Source organism: Streptomyces sp. NPDC028308 (assembly GCF_055565855.1).
In genome coordinates this window covers 182,365-198,902 of the sequence record NZ_JBVHTO010000001.1, presented here as the reverse complement: position 1 = coordinate 198,902, position 16,538 = coordinate 182,365, and the positions used below count along the sequence as shown (strand labels likewise).

The 16,538-nt window shown below is 66.8% G+C and carries 7 protein-coding genes; 4 read left to right on the top strand and 3 right to left on the bottom strand.

The genetic code is table 11. From position 1 onward, the window contains the following. Positions 1 to 14: 14 nt before the first annotated feature. Genes ACZ4VA_RS00825 through ACZ4VA_RS00815 form a run of 3 tightly spaced genes read right to left on the bottom strand, consistent with a single transcriptional unit; the run spans position 15 to position 4,011 of the window. On the bottom strand, positions 15 to 896 hold the full coding sequence (locus ACZ4VA_RS00825; protein ID WP_468079130.1) for a DUF6339 family protein: 882 nt from the start codon (positions 894 to 896) through the stop codon (positions 15 to 17). Further along, positions 893 to 1,885, bottom strand: a complete 993-nt coding sequence (locus ACZ4VA_RS00820; RefSeq protein WP_468079128.1) for a hypothetical protein — start codon at positions 1,883 to 1,885, stop codon at positions 893 to 895. Before ACZ4VA_RS00820 ends, ACZ4VA_RS00825 begins: the two co-directional genes overlap by 4 nt. Then, positions 1,882 to 4,011 carry a helix-turn-helix domain-containing protein gene (locus ACZ4VA_RS00815; RefSeq protein ID WP_468079613.1) on the bottom strand — a complete coding sequence of 710 codons (2,130 nt, stop codon included), beginning with the start codon at positions 4,009 to 4,011 and terminating at the stop codon, positions 1,882 to 1,884. Before ACZ4VA_RS00815 ends, ACZ4VA_RS00820 begins: the two co-directional genes overlap by 4 nt. Positions 4,012 to 4,568: 557 nt before the next feature. Here ACZ4VA_RS00815 and ACZ4VA_RS00810 point away from each other — a divergent pair. Genes ACZ4VA_RS00810 through drmB form a run of 4 tightly spaced genes read left to right on the top strand, consistent with a single transcriptional unit; the run spans position 4,569 to position 16,346 of the window. Then, complete coding sequence (locus tag ACZ4VA_RS00810; RefSeq protein ID WP_468079126.1) at positions 4,569 to 9,332, top strand: DEAD/DEAH box helicase; 4,764 nt, start codon at positions 4,569 to 4,571, stop codon at positions 9,330 to 9,332. Then, positions 9,329 to 11,239: a UvrD-helicase domain-containing protein gene (locus ACZ4VA_RS00805; protein ID WP_468079124.1), complete on the top strand. Its 1,911-nt coding sequence runs from the start codon at positions 9,329 to 9,331 to the stop codon at positions 11,237 to 11,239. The genes ACZ4VA_RS00810 and ACZ4VA_RS00805 overlap by 4 nt, the downstream gene beginning before the upstream one ends. Next, positions 11,236 to 14,484, top strand: coding sequence for a helicase-related protein (locus tag ACZ4VA_RS00800; protein WP_468079122.1), 3,249 nt, complete (start codon positions 11,236 to 11,238; stop codon positions 14,482 to 14,484). The genes ACZ4VA_RS00805 and ACZ4VA_RS00800 overlap by 4 nt, the downstream gene beginning before the upstream one ends. Continuing rightward, positions 14,481 to 16,346 carry a DrmB family protein gene (gene drmB, locus ACZ4VA_RS00795; protein ID WP_468079120.1) on the top strand — a complete coding sequence of 622 codons (1,866 nt, stop codon included), beginning with the start codon at positions 14,481 to 14,483 and terminating at the stop codon, positions 16,344 to 16,346. Before ACZ4VA_RS00800 ends, drmB begins: the two co-directional genes overlap by 4 nt. Positions 16,347 to 16,538: the final 192 nt, after the last annotated feature.

Below are 16,538 nucleotides of genomic sequence, written 5' to 3'. Positions count from 1 at the left end.
GACAAGGGCTCGGATCAGTCCTCCTCCGAGTCCTCGTCACTCTCTTCCTTACCTCGCACGGGCGCGTCCGCGAACAGCTCCGCGAAGTGGTCCGTCAGTCGCTTCACGGAGTCCTCAGGGGCACGCTCCTCGGCAGCACCGACAGGAAGAGGGCGGTGGTGCACGGCCAGGCCCTCCTCGCCCTCATCGATCCATCTCTGCACAGCGCCGGCATCCCGCCCGACATCCGGCGCGATCACTTCGTACATCAGTGTCGCCGCCGCTGCGTTGACGGCCTTACCGAGGGCGTTCGCGTCGCGCCCCGTCCGCACGATTTCTCGTTGCAACAACCGGACCAATGCCTGAGCTGTCGGGCGGTGATCGATGACGTCCAACCTCAGCACCGTGTTCAGCATGTCCTGATTACCGCAGGCGATGACGACAGGTTCGTAGTCGGGCCCGTTGCGAAACAGTTCAGCCGACCACCAGAGACGGGCGAACGCCTGCTTGTGATAGGGGCCCTTGAAGTAACGAGCATTGACCGCCTTTTTCGACTCGGAGAGGTGCCGCCAGACCACGAAGTCGGGAGCAACACCGAGGGCCAAGTAGTTCCACAACGCGGGGTCAGCCGCCTCCGCCCGCGTCAGGCGCAGCACAGCGTGCAGACGTGGGGCGAGCCACGCATCGACCTTCGTCGGCTTGCTGTCCCGGTACGTGTACATCGCGTCGTCGATCAGGTCCCGTATCGCGCGAATTCGCCTGCGAGGGCTCTCGGGCAACACAGCGGCGGCCTGGTTGAGAGCGATCACCGGGACGTTGTCCTTCCCGGACAGCAGGCCGTCCGTGATGAACCGCGCGGCCTCCTCGTCGGACAGCCGAGCCAGGTACTCGGGCAGGTGCTCGGGGCTCTCCGTCATGCCTCGTCCTCACGCTTGAGCTTGTCCAGACCTCGTACGGTCTCGACGAGCGCCCGGGGTACCTCGGCCCTACGCATCGCCGCGTACTGGATGCGCGGTTGCAACTCGGTCCACCCCGTCGCGCCGACACGACGGCGGTGCACCTCGCGCAAGGCATCCTCGAGAGTCCGGTCGGGCACGACGTCCGGAAGCATCTCTCTGAGCACCTCCCCCTGCCACCCGTGCGGGAACAGAGGAGTGCCGTCGTCCTCGATCTCAAGGTCCCCGATGGCAGAGTGGAACACGGCGATCCACACATCAGCGGCCATCTGAGACACCATCAGTTCGTTGACCAGCCCGTCCGGGCCGCGGCCCTCGGCACCGAGGACATCCGTCATGCCTTCGAAGTCGGTGTTGATGTGCACTGTGGGCAACGTCCCGGACGCGTTGACGACCCAAGGAGCGTCGGCGAAGTTCTGCAGCCAGCGCGGGCCCTTGGCGAACCCGACTTCCTTGATGTCGAAGCTCTGCTCCCGTGTCGGCGTATCGCTCCTCACGTCGACGATCCAGTCGTCGGTGGCTTCCGCAATGGTACGCCCGGGTAGGCCGTCGACTGTCGCGACCACCTGAACCGTCAATGTGGCACGGTCGAAGAGGTCGGCACGCAACACCTCCAATTCACCCCGCCATTCACGGCCGCCCTCCGCCTCGGGAACGAGCTTCGCTGTGACACGGGTGTTGGTCATTCGTTCCGTCAGGAGCGCGACCACCGTGACGTCCGACCACGGGCCGCCTGGCTCGGTGGCCTTGGACGGAATCGTCGCCGACACGGCCAGTGTGGCGACCTCCCAGTCTTCCGTCTCCGCCAGGCCGAGCGCGACAGCACGCTCGACCACCGAGCGCGCACGGGAATCGAGCTGCTCACGGGGCTGCTCGGGCGCCTTTACCCTCGCCGCGTCCACCCGCAGGGAGACGGTTCCGCGCAAGCGCGGATACGGGAACACCTTCATGACAGCGACTCCCCGTCAGCCATGCGCAGTTCGACTACGAGACCGCTGAGGCTCGTCCTGACAGCGTGCGTCGTGGGATCGGTCACGCCCCGGAAGGCCGCAGTGCGCGCCTCCTCGAAGCGCAGCGTTCCGTCCACCACTCGACAGTTGTCCACTCCGACGAGTTCGGCCCACGCGATGGTGGGACGTGGTCCGGAGCGCACGTCGAACTTCGCCACCGGAACAAGTCGCCAACTGTGGCCACCGACAGGAATCCTGATCTCACCTGTCACCTGCCAGGCGCCGTCTGAGAGCACTCGGGCGTCCAACTCCTCCAGCACCGGCAAAGTCGCCGCCGAGAGCCGACGTGGCTTCCTGCCTGCCCCGACGGTCAGTTTCGGGGCCAGGCGCCCGCCCCCAGCCTTGGACCGCTTCTTCGGGCGGGCTACCATCTCTTTGATCGCCGCGTTGGTCTCACGAGTGAAAGAGGCGATCCGCCGATACGCCGACGGCGAGTACGTGAGTGTCAACTCCTCCGTCTGACCCCACTTGTTGTGCTCGGGGGGCTCGGCGGAGCGCAGGAACTCCTCGGCCTCCGCGGCGAACGGGGCCTGTGGGCCCGCCGCATCACCTGCCAGCAGCACTGCCTGGAAGGGGTTGACGGACAACGGCAGCCCCGGAACGGCGACGTCCCGCACCGTCATACGGTTGCCCCGCATCGCCGCAACACGATTAGGCTTACAGTCGTCGGCATCCTCGGCATCCGTCACCAGGAGCACCGCACGGTGCTCGCCCAGCGAAGCACGTCCGCTCCCCCGAGCGGGCAGGTTGAGCGGCACGGTGACAGCGGCCACCTGGCCGGCTTCCGTGAGCTGCTCCACGGTCGTACCTTCGAGGAAGGCCTTCAGAGCGCGCGTACGGGACGGCTGGGTGGCCGTGGGGTCAACCCGCTCCTCGGCGAGCACCACCTCGCCGTTGCGCAGGGTACGCACGGACGCCTCCAACAACGGTAGTTGGTCGCCCCCGCCAGTCATCGCTGCCCAGAAGTTCTTGCTCAGAGCCCGCACGAGCCTGCGATGCATCCGCTGAACGCTGTCGTCGTCCTCTCCCTCGTCACCGTCGGGTGCGAGACCGTCGCCCGCTAGGCTCGCCACGTCGTGGGCCCCCACGATCAAGAACGATGTCCCGGATTCACCGCTCTCACGCTTCAAATGAAGGGACTCGACGGTCTCTTCGTCCGCCCACCACGAACGCGCCACATTGGCACCAGGTGAGTCTGGATCCGGCCGGCCCAGCCACGCCGGCCCGGCCCAAGGCTTGCCGTGCACCCGACGCCATGGCAGGTCGAGCCGCCCGATGAGACGACGTTCGGTCCTGCCCTCGTGCGGCTGCGACAGCGTGGAGTTCATGAGGACGAGGCCGAGGCGACTGGTCGCCCAAAGGGTCGCCTTGCCCAACCCGTACGAACCTCCCGCCGAGCTTCCGGACTTGTGGCTGTCGAGCTGACGTCTCACCACAGCCGCGAAGCGGCCGTCCTCGTAGTCGTCACCCGTGAGGCCTGCGGCGTTGTAGTCGTCCACCCGCAACAACACGAGACGGTCGTGCTCGTACATGTCGCGCAGTCCCGCGTCGATGACCCGGCCGACCTTCTGTTCCTGCGCAGCAGCCACCTCATAGTGCGGGAAGAGGCCGTCCCACTGGATGGCCTCTCGGAATCTCGCGAGGGCCTCGCCGGTGAGCTCATGCAGGGTGTAACGCACGCGCACGGGCCGCCCGTTGCCGGTAAGCCGCTCGTCGAGGCTGTTCTGGCACGTCTCTCGAGCCAGCACCGAGACGTCGGCGTCGAAGGCGAACGCGGCGGCATTGCCCAACTCACGGCCGCCGTCCGCATAGCCGGGACGGTGATACCAACCGACGGGGAGGCCGGCCTGGGTGTCGGTGGTGCGGGTGTGCACCGTGGCCAGATCTGTATTCAAGGCCGCGGCAATACGCTCGATCGTCTCGGGCCTGGGCTCGGCGCGTCCGGTGATCCACGCCGAGACCGCCGCACGCGTCACCTCCACGGCCCGAGCAAGCTCGGTCTGGGTCATATCGGCAAGCTTCAACTGCCGGGCCAGCCACGGACCGAAGTCCTCGCCTGCTTCCACGGTCACCTGCTCTCGGATCCTGCGCCTTCGCGTCGGACAAGGAAGCCACCATACCCGCGCCTTTGACAGAGTGCCCACTGTCAAACAACCTTTGACATGCCTTCCGACCGCCAGAGCATGAGGCGGACGGCATGGTTCGTCCACTTGTCCCGCGATCACCCCAATTGCACCTACAGCGAACGGCCTGGCCAACCCCTTGCGCGCCGTCGACGTTGCCGGGTACGGTCCTATCCAGCGGCCCCACCCGTCTCGGAAGAAGCATTCTCCGAATCAATGGTTGAAGCGTGCCGCTCTAGCCTCTAGCCCGGTTTTCAGTGGCGGCCGTACAACGGCACATGGATTCACTCTCACGTGCACGATTCCATTTCTGCCTATTCCGTACGCAATTTACCCTACGGCCCTTTGTCATGGCTCGAACGAAATCACATTCGGCTTTTCCATAGCCATAGGCCATCTCGGGAACCACCGTCACCACAACAGCGTCCGTGCCATTACCCGCACACGCCGCGTGCCCGACGCCCCGTCAGGCACGCGGTTTTTTACAGGATCGGAGTCCTGTGTCTCCCGAACTGACCCCCGTGCTCAATACCGTGGTCAATCAGTCCTCCCGTGTGCTGAGGACGTACGCAGTCGATCCGGGACTCATTCCGGAGCACGCGAACGGAGAGAGACGGATCACCCAGGGCGGATACGGCGACCGACAACTTTTCGAACTCGTCCAGAACGCTGCGGACGAAATCGCCGCCGAGCCCGGTGGTTCCACTCACGTCGTTCTCACGGACACCCATCTCTACTGCGCGAACGAGGGGACGCCCGTCACCCCGGAAGGGGCGGAGACGATCCTTCGGATGAGTATGTCCAGGAAGCGTGGTGGTCAGATCGGGCGTTTCGGGGTCGGTGTGAAGTCCGTGCTCGTCGTGACGGACGCACCACAGTTCTTCAGCCGCACCGGTTCCTTCGGGTTCGATCGCGACTGGGCTCAGGCGCAGATTCTTTCCGTCCCCGAGGTCGTGGCCCGCCTCGGCGTGAAGTTCGAAACTCCGGTGCTGCGCATGGCTCGTCCGCTGGACGAAGCAAACGAGCGCGCCGCCGATCCCGTGCTGGACGAGCTTCTGAAGTGGGCCACCACGGTTGTCCGCCTACCGTTGCTCGACGATGCCGCCGACCGACTCGGCCAGGACATGCACGGTGGGCAGTCGATCGGCAGCCGTGAGGAGTTCCCCGTCGGGTTCCAACTCTTCTCACCGCACGTGGCCAAGGTGGTCCTGGAGGACCGTCGCCCGCGCCCCGTCGTGCGGCGGACCCTCACGGTCGAACGGGACCAAGAGCTGCACACCGTGCGTGAGGAGCGCCCTGGCCGGCATCCGTCAGCCAGCCGATGGCGGGTGTTCACTCTTCACCACGAGCCGACCGCCGCCGCCCGGGACAGCGCGGGCGAACTGCACGACCGGGTCTCCCTCGACATCTCGTGGGCTGTGCGCGAGTACGAGAAGGACGCCACTACCGGGCTCATGTCCACTCCCAGGGGACGGGGGAGGTTCTGGTCGTTCTTCCCGACCAAGTACGAGATGACGCTGAGCGGCATCCTGAACGGAGCGTGGAAGACCAACGAGGACCGGCAGAACCTGTTGGACTCCTCTCCGTTCAATCAGGAGATGATCCGGGTCGCCGCCCGGCTGGTGGTCGAATCACTGCCCGGACTGGCGCCGGCCGAAGACCCGGCCGCATACCTGCCCCTACTTCCGGGGCGCCCCCGTGAGTCCGAGACGGTCAGCTGGGCCGACCGATACCTCACCGAGAACATCTGGGAGGCAACAGCCCACCGCCCGTCCCTACCTGATCAGGACGGACGACTGCGCGTACCGCGAGACGTGAACATCCACCCACCGCTCGGCAAGGACAGCAAGTCACTGGTCCGCTGGCTGACCATGTGGAATTCGTACCCCGGCCGGCCCACGAACTGGCTGCACCCGTCCGTGGAGGCGACGGACATCCGGGCCGGCAAGGTGGAACACATCCTCAAAGCCGCCAAGCGTGAACGAGCCTCCGTACGCGAGTGGTTGGAGGCCCTGGTTGCCGACGGTACCGCAGAGGCGTCCGCCACAGCCGTCCGTATCGTCGCCGACATGGTCCAGTCGTCCTCGCCGTACGTGAACGACGCCCGGACCGCCCGGATCGTGCTCACCGAGGAGCACGGCATGGTGGCCCCGGTGGTCGGCAAGGTGTTTCGCCGCACCGACCAGGACGGACTACGCGAGTCCCTCGTGTACGTCGACACCGCTCTGTCCGACGACCCGTCGCTCGCCGGCGCCCTCGCCGTGCTCGGCATCCGGGACGCCGACGTCCGAGGCCGCTTCGTCAGCGTCCTGGAGCAGGGCTTCACCGCGTACGGACCGCAGGAGTGGACCCGATTCTGGGAGCTGTTCCACCAGGCCGGCAGCAGCAACCTGTCACACGAGGTGTTCCGGCGCGTGCCCGACCCGCATTCGACGCTGTACGTGCGCACAGCGGGCGGAACCTTCCGACGCATGCGGGACTGTCTACTGCCAGGCCCGGTCGTGACGGCGGAGTCGGACCCCACCGTCGCCGTCGAGACCCGGTTCCACTCCGACGACATGACGTTCTTCCGCGAAGTGGGGTTGCGTGACCGACCCACGGGGGGACATCGCCCCGAGGAGGAGCCGTGGTTCGAGCAGTACCGCGAGGCCATGCACAAGGCCTACTGCTCGACTCTGCCCAACCAGGCTGCCCGCCCGACGCTCGCCCGTATCAAGTTGGAGGGTGCCGCAGTCGGCGGATCGTTGCATCTGCTGCCCGAACTCTCAAATGAGGCCCGGGCCAACTTCCTGAACGTGCTCCCCGAGGACGCCCTCGTCGACAACTGGACGCTGCAGGTGGGTGCGCAGGTCGGTACCCGCCGGGCCGTTGCCTCGCCCATGCGCTGGATGCTCAAGCGGCATGGACTCGTCGCGACGTCCCAGGGAATCCGCCCCCTCGCCGAGGCAGTCGGGCCACAACTCGCTTCTTACAGTGATGTTCTGCCGGTCGCGCAGATCAGTGCTGAGAAGGCCCGGAAGCTGCGTCTGGCCACGAGTGTCGACGATGTACCCGGTTCCTTTTGGGACCAGCTCCTGGAGAAGCTCCAGCACAGCGAGGACGACGTGTTCGTAGGCAACACGTACGTGCTGTTGACCCGCCTGGAGGTGCCGTTCCCCGACGACTCGCTCACCCGGTGCCGCGTCGGCGACGATTGGGGCACACGCCCCGACGGCGAGATCGCTGTTGCCACCTCGCAGCAGGAGTATCGGGCTCTGCGCTCGGAAGGGCTGCCCGCCCTGCTGACCGCCACGGCCGACGATGCCGCGCTTCTCGTCAAGCAGTGGGGCATGCTGCCGTACGCCGACGTGATCAGTCGCGAGACCAGGCACGAGCCCGCCGGCGAGGCGGTCCCGCTCAAGGAGGCGTACCCCGCTCTGCGGCAACTGCGCGGTTCACAGGTGGACCAGTACACGCTGCAGCGGTGCAAGGTCCTGGAAGAGGTGACACGGACGCCGAACGGTATGCGCCCCGCGCCGCTGAACAGCAGCCTGCAGGGATCCACCATCCTCGTCCTCGAACCTGCCGACTCGCTCGAAGCCCTGATCGCCGTGGACCGTGAACTGCGTTGGCGCATGGGAGAGGCCGGATGCAGGCAGGTCCTGGAGGCGCAGCAGCGTCAGGAGGAGGATCAGAAGGTCAAGAACGTGCTCAAGGCCGTACGCGAGGCCGACGACGTGGTGGCCAAGCTCCTTCTGCTGCTGGGCGCCGAGACCCTGCGGGACCGTCTTCCGGCGGGCCTGTTGGAAGGGGAACGAGCCGAGAACGGCGGACCCGAGCCCGACGGTTATCGCATCGCGCAAATGGCGTTCAACGCGCACGGGGACAGCATCTTGCACGACCATGGCCGTGATCTGCAGAGGCTCTACCCGAGCCATGCCCCTTCATCGTTCAGGGGCGCCTCCAATGCAGTGGCATTCGTGTCGGATCTACGCTTCCCCGACGCCTTCGCCGGCTTCCGAGCGCCGCCGCTGGAACCGCGGATCGACGTGGACGGGCCCCGCCATTACCCGCGACTGCACGACTACCAGGAACGACTTGCCGCAAATGTCTTCACCATGCTGGACCGGATCGTCCCGCAGCGCGGCATGCTGTCCCTGCCAACCGGCGCGGGCAAGACGAGGGTCACCGCAGAGGCGGTGATCCGATGGGTCAAGCAGGTGGGCCGGCTCGACGGGCCGATTCTGTGGATCGCGCAGACCGAAGAGTTGTGCGAACAAGCTGTTCAGAGCTGGAAGTTCGTCTGGGAGAAGGTCGGCGCCGAGACCCCGCTGGTGATCAATCGGCTGTGGTCGACGAACGAGGCGGGTCCCGTCCCCGACAGGCCTCAGCTCGTCGTCGCCACGGATGCCAAGCTCCAGCAGCCGAATTGCCTCGCCGCCGACTCCTACGCCTGGCTGCGTGACGCCGCCCTTGTCATCGTCGACGAGGCACACACCGCCATATCCCCGCGTTACACCGAGATCCTGGCGCACCTCGGCCTGACGGCCTCTCGCACAGAACGCCATCTCCTGGGACTCACTGCTACGCCGTTCCGCCCTGACCACGACGAGACGCGCCGTCTGATCAATCGCTTCGGTGGCCCTGGAAGGCGACTGGACGAAGGCGTCTTCCCTGACCACGGCGCGTACGCCGAGTTGCAGCAGCTCGGCATGTTGGCACAGGTCGAGCACCGTCTCCTGCAAGGCGGCACGATCACCCTGAACCGAGAGGAGAAGCAGCATGCCGAGCAGTTGAGTGTGCTGTCCAGGGCGGCCGAACAGCGGCTGGCCGATGACCACGACCGCAATGACCGCATCCTGGCCGAGATCTCGGGCATGCCCCCGCACTGGCCGGTGCTGGTGTTCGCCACATCGGTCGACCACGCCAAGTACCTGGCGGCGAAGCTCCGCGACCTGCAGATCACTGCCTCCTCCGTCGACTCCACCACGTCGCGCATCGACCGTCGCCGACGCGTCGACGACTTCCGGAGCGGCCGTACCCGTGTTCTCACCAATTACGGCGTCCTCACCCAGGGCTTCGACGCTCCCGCCACCCGGGTCGTCGTCGTCGCTCGCCCGGTGTACAGCCCCAACATGTACCAGCAGATGATCGGGCGCGGGCTCCGCGGCCCCCTCAACGGTGGCAAGGAAACCTGCCTGATCCTCAACGTCCGCGACAACATCAAGAACTTCGACACCACCCTCGCCTTCACCCAGTTCGAGCACCTGTGGAGCAGCAAGTGACCGACCCCTACGGTGACGGCCCCCCGCTCACCGACGAGCAGCGGGCCGTCGTCGACCTTCCATGGGACACTCGCCTGCTGGTCACTGCTGGTGCAGGTGCAGGAAAGACGCACACCGTCGTGCGACGGCTCGATGCCCTCGTGGGACACGATGACCCCGAGGAAGCCCTGGAGGCGGGTCAGATTCTCGTCCTGAGTTTCTCCCGCGCCGCCGTCCGTGAGCTGCGGGACCGGATCGCCCGGCACGGTGACAGGGCCCGCAGGGTTCGGGTCCAGACCTTCGATTCGTGGGCGTACCAACTCCTCGTAGGGGCCTATCCCGACGCAGAGTGGGCGACTCTCACCTTCGACGAGCGCATCCGGGCGGCTACAGACGCCATCGAGAAGGGCGCGGTGGAGGCCGGGGAGCTGGGCGCCCCCATCCACGTGGTGATCGACGAGGCACAGGACTTGGTGGGCGACCGTCGGGACCTCGTGGAAACGTTGCTCGACCGCTTCCAGCGTTCGTGCGGCTTCACCGTGGTCGGCGACTCCGCCCAGGGCATCTACGGCTTCCAGATCGAGGACCCGACAGAGCGAACCGGTGAGACGGATCGGTTCTTCGTCTGGCTGCGAGCGTCCTACGACGACCTCGTCGAACTCAGCCTCACCGAGAACTTTCGAGCGAGGAGCGCCGAGGCGCGCACCGCCCTCGACCTCGGCTCCCGACTGCAGAACCTGGCCGTCTCCCCGCTCGGCCAGACGGCCGCGGCCGCGACACTCCACACCGAATTGCGCGACCGGCTCCTCGAACTGCCGAATCTCGGCAACCTGGCCGACAGGTTCGCGCTGGAGGCGTTGCGGGCGTTCCCCGGCACCTGCGCGATACTGACCCGGGACAACCGCCAGGCGCTCGCCGTATCGGAACTCCTGCACGAGTACGGGGTCGAGCATGCGCTGAAGCGTTCGCTGCAGGACCGGCCCGTGCCGTACTGGGTCGCCGAACTGCTACGCCGTGCCGAGTCGTTGACTCTCACCGAATCACGGTTCCTGGAACTGCTGGCGGAGATCCCTCTGCCTTCGGCGGTGGAGGCTCAACGGTGCTGGCGATCGTTGCGGGCCGCGACCCGGCGCACCGGCCGCGGCCTCGTCGATGTCCCCGCCGTGGGGCGCTTGGTGGCCGAGGGGCGTTTCCCCGACGAGCTGGGAGAGGCGGAGACGGCTCGGTTGATCGTCTCGACTGTGCACCGGGCCAAGGGCCTGGAGTACGACCGCGTATTGCTGCTGTCGCCTCCGTCCGTCACAGAGCTGCAGAGGGCCCACGAGGATCTCGACGTGCCGGCCGAGGCACGGGCTCTCTACGTGGCCATGACCCGGGCCCGTGAGGACCTGTACCACGTGACGGGGCCGGACACCTCCCGCATACGACGCCATCGCGCCACCAACCGTTGGTACCGGGGAGGTTGGAAAAAGTATGAGCGCTACGGCATCCAGGTCATGGCCGGTGACGTCCACCGCGAGGAGCCCGGCTCCGGGGACACAGGCACGTCCGCCATCGACACGCAGACCTACCTGCTGGAGCACGCACGTACGGGTGACGCGGTGACGCTTCGTATGCGGCACCCGCTGCCCGTGGGGCCGGACCAGAGCCCGCCCTACGACGTGGTCCACCGCGAGCGAATCATCGGCGAGGCCTCCGAGCGCTTCCGTCGAGACCTGTACGCGGTGGAGATGATCTCCCGCTCGTGGGATGTGACGTGGCCCGCCGAGATCGGCGGTCTGCGGGTGGACACGCTGGAGACGGTCGCCGGCAGCACAGCAGCCGGCGCCAACGCGGGGCTCGACTCCCACGGGGCGTGGATCGCCCCTCGCATCACCGGAATCGGAAAGTATCGACGCGGCGCACGCGCCGGGGAGGATCGAGGATGACGCGCGAGAACATCCGGCACGCCGAGCACTACCGGGTCCGTGAGGAACTGGTGACCCGATTGCGTCGCGAACTCCTCGGACCGGACGTCGACGCCGGCGACGACCCCGTCGAAATCCTCACCCGAGACGCCCCGATCACCCGATACCCGATCGGTGTGTTGTTCCCGAGGGCTGCCGACGGCAAAGCCCGCCGGCAGCAGAAGGAGGACGCCGCCGGGGAGGAAGGGCTGGACGAAGCCTCGTTGCTCAGCAATGACAGCCCCGATGAGACGGGCACCTCCGTCGAGCCGCCGGTCTCCGGTGACCGACGCCCATCCGCCATGGGCCTCACCTTCGCCGTGGCACCCGAGGTGAGCTCCGAGATCGTGGTCTCCGCACGAGCCGCCGTGTACGACCCCGTGGACGCCGAGGGCCGGTCGGTGTCGGCCCGGCGCACGGAGGCCAGAACGACGGGTGACCAGCGCGAGCATTGGCGACGCCGGGAGCTGGAACTGCCGGATACGAAGGTCGACGTCACACGGCCCGGACCTGTCGTTCCCGCTCCCGCCCTCGCCGATGGCGTGGAACTGCATGTACTCGTACGACCGGCCAGCACTACCTCCGGCACTGTCACCGTCACGGTCACACTGATCAACAAGCAGGTCGTGGGCGAGCGGGAACTCCAGGACGGGCTCGCTCTGTTCCAGCCCAGCCTTCGAGTCCGGGCATCCAACGGGGCGTCCGCGTTCGTCGAGCGTCCCGCCGCTCTGTCCGCCGTGGACTCGGAGCTGGCCACGAGCCGACTGTTGTATCGCCACGCCCCCACATTCGCCGTGGGGCACGGCTGCTCCGCGCACTGGAACTGGACGCCGCCGCCGGTCGGTCTGACCGACATAGAGCGTGCGGCGATCGATGAGATTCGTTCCGAGTTCCTGCCCTCGCACGAGGTGCTGCTGACCGACTCCAACCCGGAGATCGACAACTCCGCACTCGGGATGCTCGGCCTCGCCGAGCGCCCCGTTGCCGAGGTGCTCGACGCGTTGCACGGGCTGGCCCGTGGCTACGAGCAGTGGATCGAGGCCAAGGCCTCGGAAGCCGCCGCCCTCGCCGGCACGCACTACGAGGAGCCCGCGCACGCGCGGCTCGACGCCTGCCGCGAAGCTCTTGGCCGAATGCGTGAGGGCATCCAGATCCTGAGGGACGAACCAGAAGCCATGGATGCCTTCCGACTGGCGAATCGGGCGATGGCGGAGCAGCGTGCGCGCAGCGCATGGGTGAAGGCCGGCCGTGAGGGCGCGCCTGACCTGTCAGTCCAGCGCTGGCGGCCGTTCCAGATCGCGTTCATGCTCCTCTGCCTGTGCGGCATCGAAGATCCGAACCACCCAGACCGCAAGATCTCGGACCTGTTGTGGTTCCCCACCGGTGGTGGCAAGACCGAGGCCTATCTCGGCCTGATCGCCTTCACCACATTCCTGCGCCGGTTGCGGCGTGGGGCGGACGGTGGTGGGGTCACCGTACTCATGCGCTACACGCTGCGGCTGCTCACCCTCCAGCAGTTCGAGCGGGCGACGATCCTCATCTGTGCGATGGAGCTGATGCGCCGAACCGCCCCCCACCGCCTGGGCGAGGAGGGCATTTCGATCGGCATGTGGGTCGGCAAGTCGGCCACGCCGAACGACCTGGAGACGGCCGACCAGAAGCTGGACGAACTCCGAGCAGGACGTAGCCTGCAGAAGGAGAACCCTGTGCAGCTTCACGCCTGCCCCTGGTGCGGCACGGCGTTGGACGCCCGCAACTACTGGGTGGACAAGGACGACGTCCGCATGGACGTGCGCTGCCCCGGCCCAGGCTGCGACTTTGCCTCCGGTCTGCCGGTACACCTGGTGGACCAGACCGTCTACGAAGCCCGTCCCACCCTCGTCATCGCCACAGTCGACAAGTTCGCGTCCATGCCATGGCGCGAGCGGACAGCCGCCCTGTTCAACCGGGACCGCACGGACGACTTCACGCCGCCGCCCGAGCTGATCGTCCAAGACGAACTCCACCTGATCTCAGGCCCTCTGGGCACTCTTACCGGCCTGTACGAGACCGCCGTCGACGCCTTGGCCGACCAACCGAAGGTCATCGCCTCCACGGCGACCATCCGTCGGGCCGCCGACCAGGGACGGAATCTCTTCGACAGGGACGTACGCCAGTTTCCGCCGGCCGGTATGGACGCGCGAGACTCCTGGTTCGCCGTGGAGACCGACCGTGAAAACAAGGCCAATCGACGCTACGTGGGGTTGCTCGCTCCCGGCACCAGCCAGTCGACGCTTCTCATCCGCACGTACGCGGCCCTGCTGCACCAATCCATGGTCGCGGAGACGAGCGACGAGGTCCGGGACGCGTACTGGACGCTCGTCGGCTACTTCAACAGCCTCCGCCTCCTGTCGGCTGCCGAACTCCAGGTGAACGACGACGTCGAGGACTACCTGCGACTCCTCGCCGACCGTGACGGCACCCACGTGCGCCCGTCCAACCGCTACTCGGAGCTGACGAGCCGGGTCGACGCGAGCCTGATTCCGGCCCGGCTCAAGGAGATCGAGAAGCGATACCCGGATCCCGATGTCCGGGACGTACTCCTTGCCACCAACATGATCGCCGTCGGCGTCGACGTGGACCGCCTAGGCCTGATGGCGGTGATGGGTCAGCCCCAGACCACAGCCGAGTACATCCAGGCCACCAGTCGTGTCGGCCGTGCCCACCCGGGCCTGGTCGTCGTAATGCTGAACTCGGTCCGTCCCCGGGACCGGTCACACTACGAGAACTTCCTGCATTTCCATTCCGCGCTCTATCGCGAGGTGGAGCCGACGTCCGTGACACCGTTCTCCGCCCGATCGCGTGACCGCGGTCTGCACGCGGTGATCGTGGCGCTGGCCCGCATCCTCATCCCCGAGGCCCGGTCGAACGATGCCGCTGGTCGGATCGAGGCATACGAGGATCGCCTGCGCTCGGAGATCAAACCGCTGCTGACCAGCCGTGCCTCCCAAATCGCTCCTGAGGAAGTGCAAGACACCTCCGACGCCTTCGACGAATTCGTGGATTGGTGGCAGGAGATGGCGAAGGGACACGGCGGTCTGCTGTACGAACCGCGCCGTGGCAATCCCACTCCTGCTCTGCTCAAGCCGTTCGACGATGAGTCAACCGACGCCAGCCCCTGGTCCACCCTGTGGAGCTTGCGCGACGTCGACGCCGAGTCCGCTCTCTTCCTGGAGGCATCCCGATGACCCCGCCACCCGCGCGACGTCGCCGTACCGATGGTGCCTCGGCCGCCTCGCGCCTCGCCCTCCCGCGTCGTGGGTCGGTCCGACGCTCCCAGATGATCACCACGTACGGCGTCGGATCGCTGATCGCCGTCGACAACGAGTCGTTCATCGTCTCCGGCATCGACGACGCCTACCGAAGCTGGTCCCTCGACGAAGCGCCGATCATCCGTGAGCACCGTCTCGCCAGCGTCCTGGGGGTGAGCCACTTCCGCCTGCCCCCCGCCTCCGAGGACAAGAGCAAGGATGGAGTACGCGTCCGGCGCTTTCCGCTGTGGCACTCGTGCCCGAGCTGCCAGTCCCTGCAGCACGTCCGGAACTTCAACCCACCCGCTGGCAAGAACGTCTGCACGGAGTGCGACGACGAACCTCTCGTACCCTCCCGCTTCGTCGTGGCATGCGAGGACGGGCATCTCGACGACTTCCCGTACTGGAAGTGGCTGCACCGCAAGAACCGCGAGGAAGGCGCGACCGGGCGCTGTGGCGGGCAGTTGACCATGCGCTTCTCCGGTCGGAGTGCCTCACTGCGCGCCGTCATCATTTCGTGTACGTGCGGCGTAACGGAGGTGTCCATGGAGGGCGCCTTCCGCCGCTCTGCCCTGACCGACCTCGGGGTTCGTTGTGAGGGCAGACGCCCCTGGCTCAAGGACGCACCCGCCGAGTTCTGTACCCAGGCGCCGCGTACGCTGCAGCGTGGTTCGTCGGTGGTGTGGCAGCCGGTGCTGAAATCCGCCCTGTCCATCCCTCCGTGGAGCGACGGTCTGGCGGACAAGCTGGCAGACCACTGGGAGGCCCTGCGGTCGCTCGCATCCCGGGAGAAGATCACGATCTACCTCATGGGAGCGTTTAAAGGCGACGACTCCGTCTCGGTCGATGCCGTCATGGAACTGTTGACGGCCGAGCAGGAGGAAGACCCGGGGCAGCAAGGTGACTCGGACGTCGGTGTGGTGAGCCGCTACCAGGCTCTGCGCCGCCAAGAGTACGAGCGGCTCTGTTCCGGCAACGCTCTGCGGGACAAGGGGCGCGAGGAGCAGTTCATCTGTGAGCCACCGATCTCGGACCCGGCGGTCCTCGATCCGTTCGGTGTCGGCAGACCGATGCTGGTCAAGCGCCTGCGCGAGGTGAGGGCGCTCAAGGCATTCACACGCGTCGCGGATCCGGAGTCGAGTTCCGAGGGGCACGAAGCTCCCCTCTCCCTCGCCCCCACCGACTGGCTCCCCGCCATGGAGGTGCGCGGCGAGGGCGTCTTCGTACGCCTCGACGAGAACCGGTTGGACGACTGGGCCGAATCGGTTGCGGTGGCCGCCCGAGTGGAGCGCATGCGCACCAATCACGACCGCATGCTGAGAGAACGGGCCACGGACCCCGCGGAGGTGCCCGTCTCGCCTGCCACGCCTCGCATGGTGCTGCTGCACACATTGGCGCACGTGCTGATCAACGAGTGGAGTCTGGACGCCGGATACCCTGCCTCGGCGCTGCGCGAGCGCCTGTACACGGACGCCACCATGGCCGGGTTCCTCATCTACACGGCGACCAGCGACTCCGCGGGCAGTCTCGGGGGAGTGGTGGCTCAGGGCGAGCCCGACCGTCTCGCTGAGGCGCTCCGCTCAGCGTTGAGACGTGCCGCTTGGTGTTCGGCGGACCCGCTGTGCATCGAGGCGCGGTCGGCCGGCATCGGGGGCGCGAACCTGGCTGCCTGCCATGCCTGCGCGATGCTCCCCGAGACGAGCTGCGAGCACAACAACATCCTGTTGGACCGCGCTCTCTTGGTCGGGACGCCGGACGACGCTCATCTGGGCTTCTTCGCGAATATTCCGGACCACTGACATTCCACATCTTCGAGGGGCACGAAGGGACCGGGTACACACCCCCCGTGGGAGGTCGGGGTACCGAGTCACTTGTCGACTCTTCGTGTCACGTAATTGCCACTCCGAGTTTCAAATCATCGAGCCCGCTACGAGCTTGTGTCGTGCGGGGCCTTCCCGCTCCGGTCAAGCAATTCCTCAAGCACCTGTGAG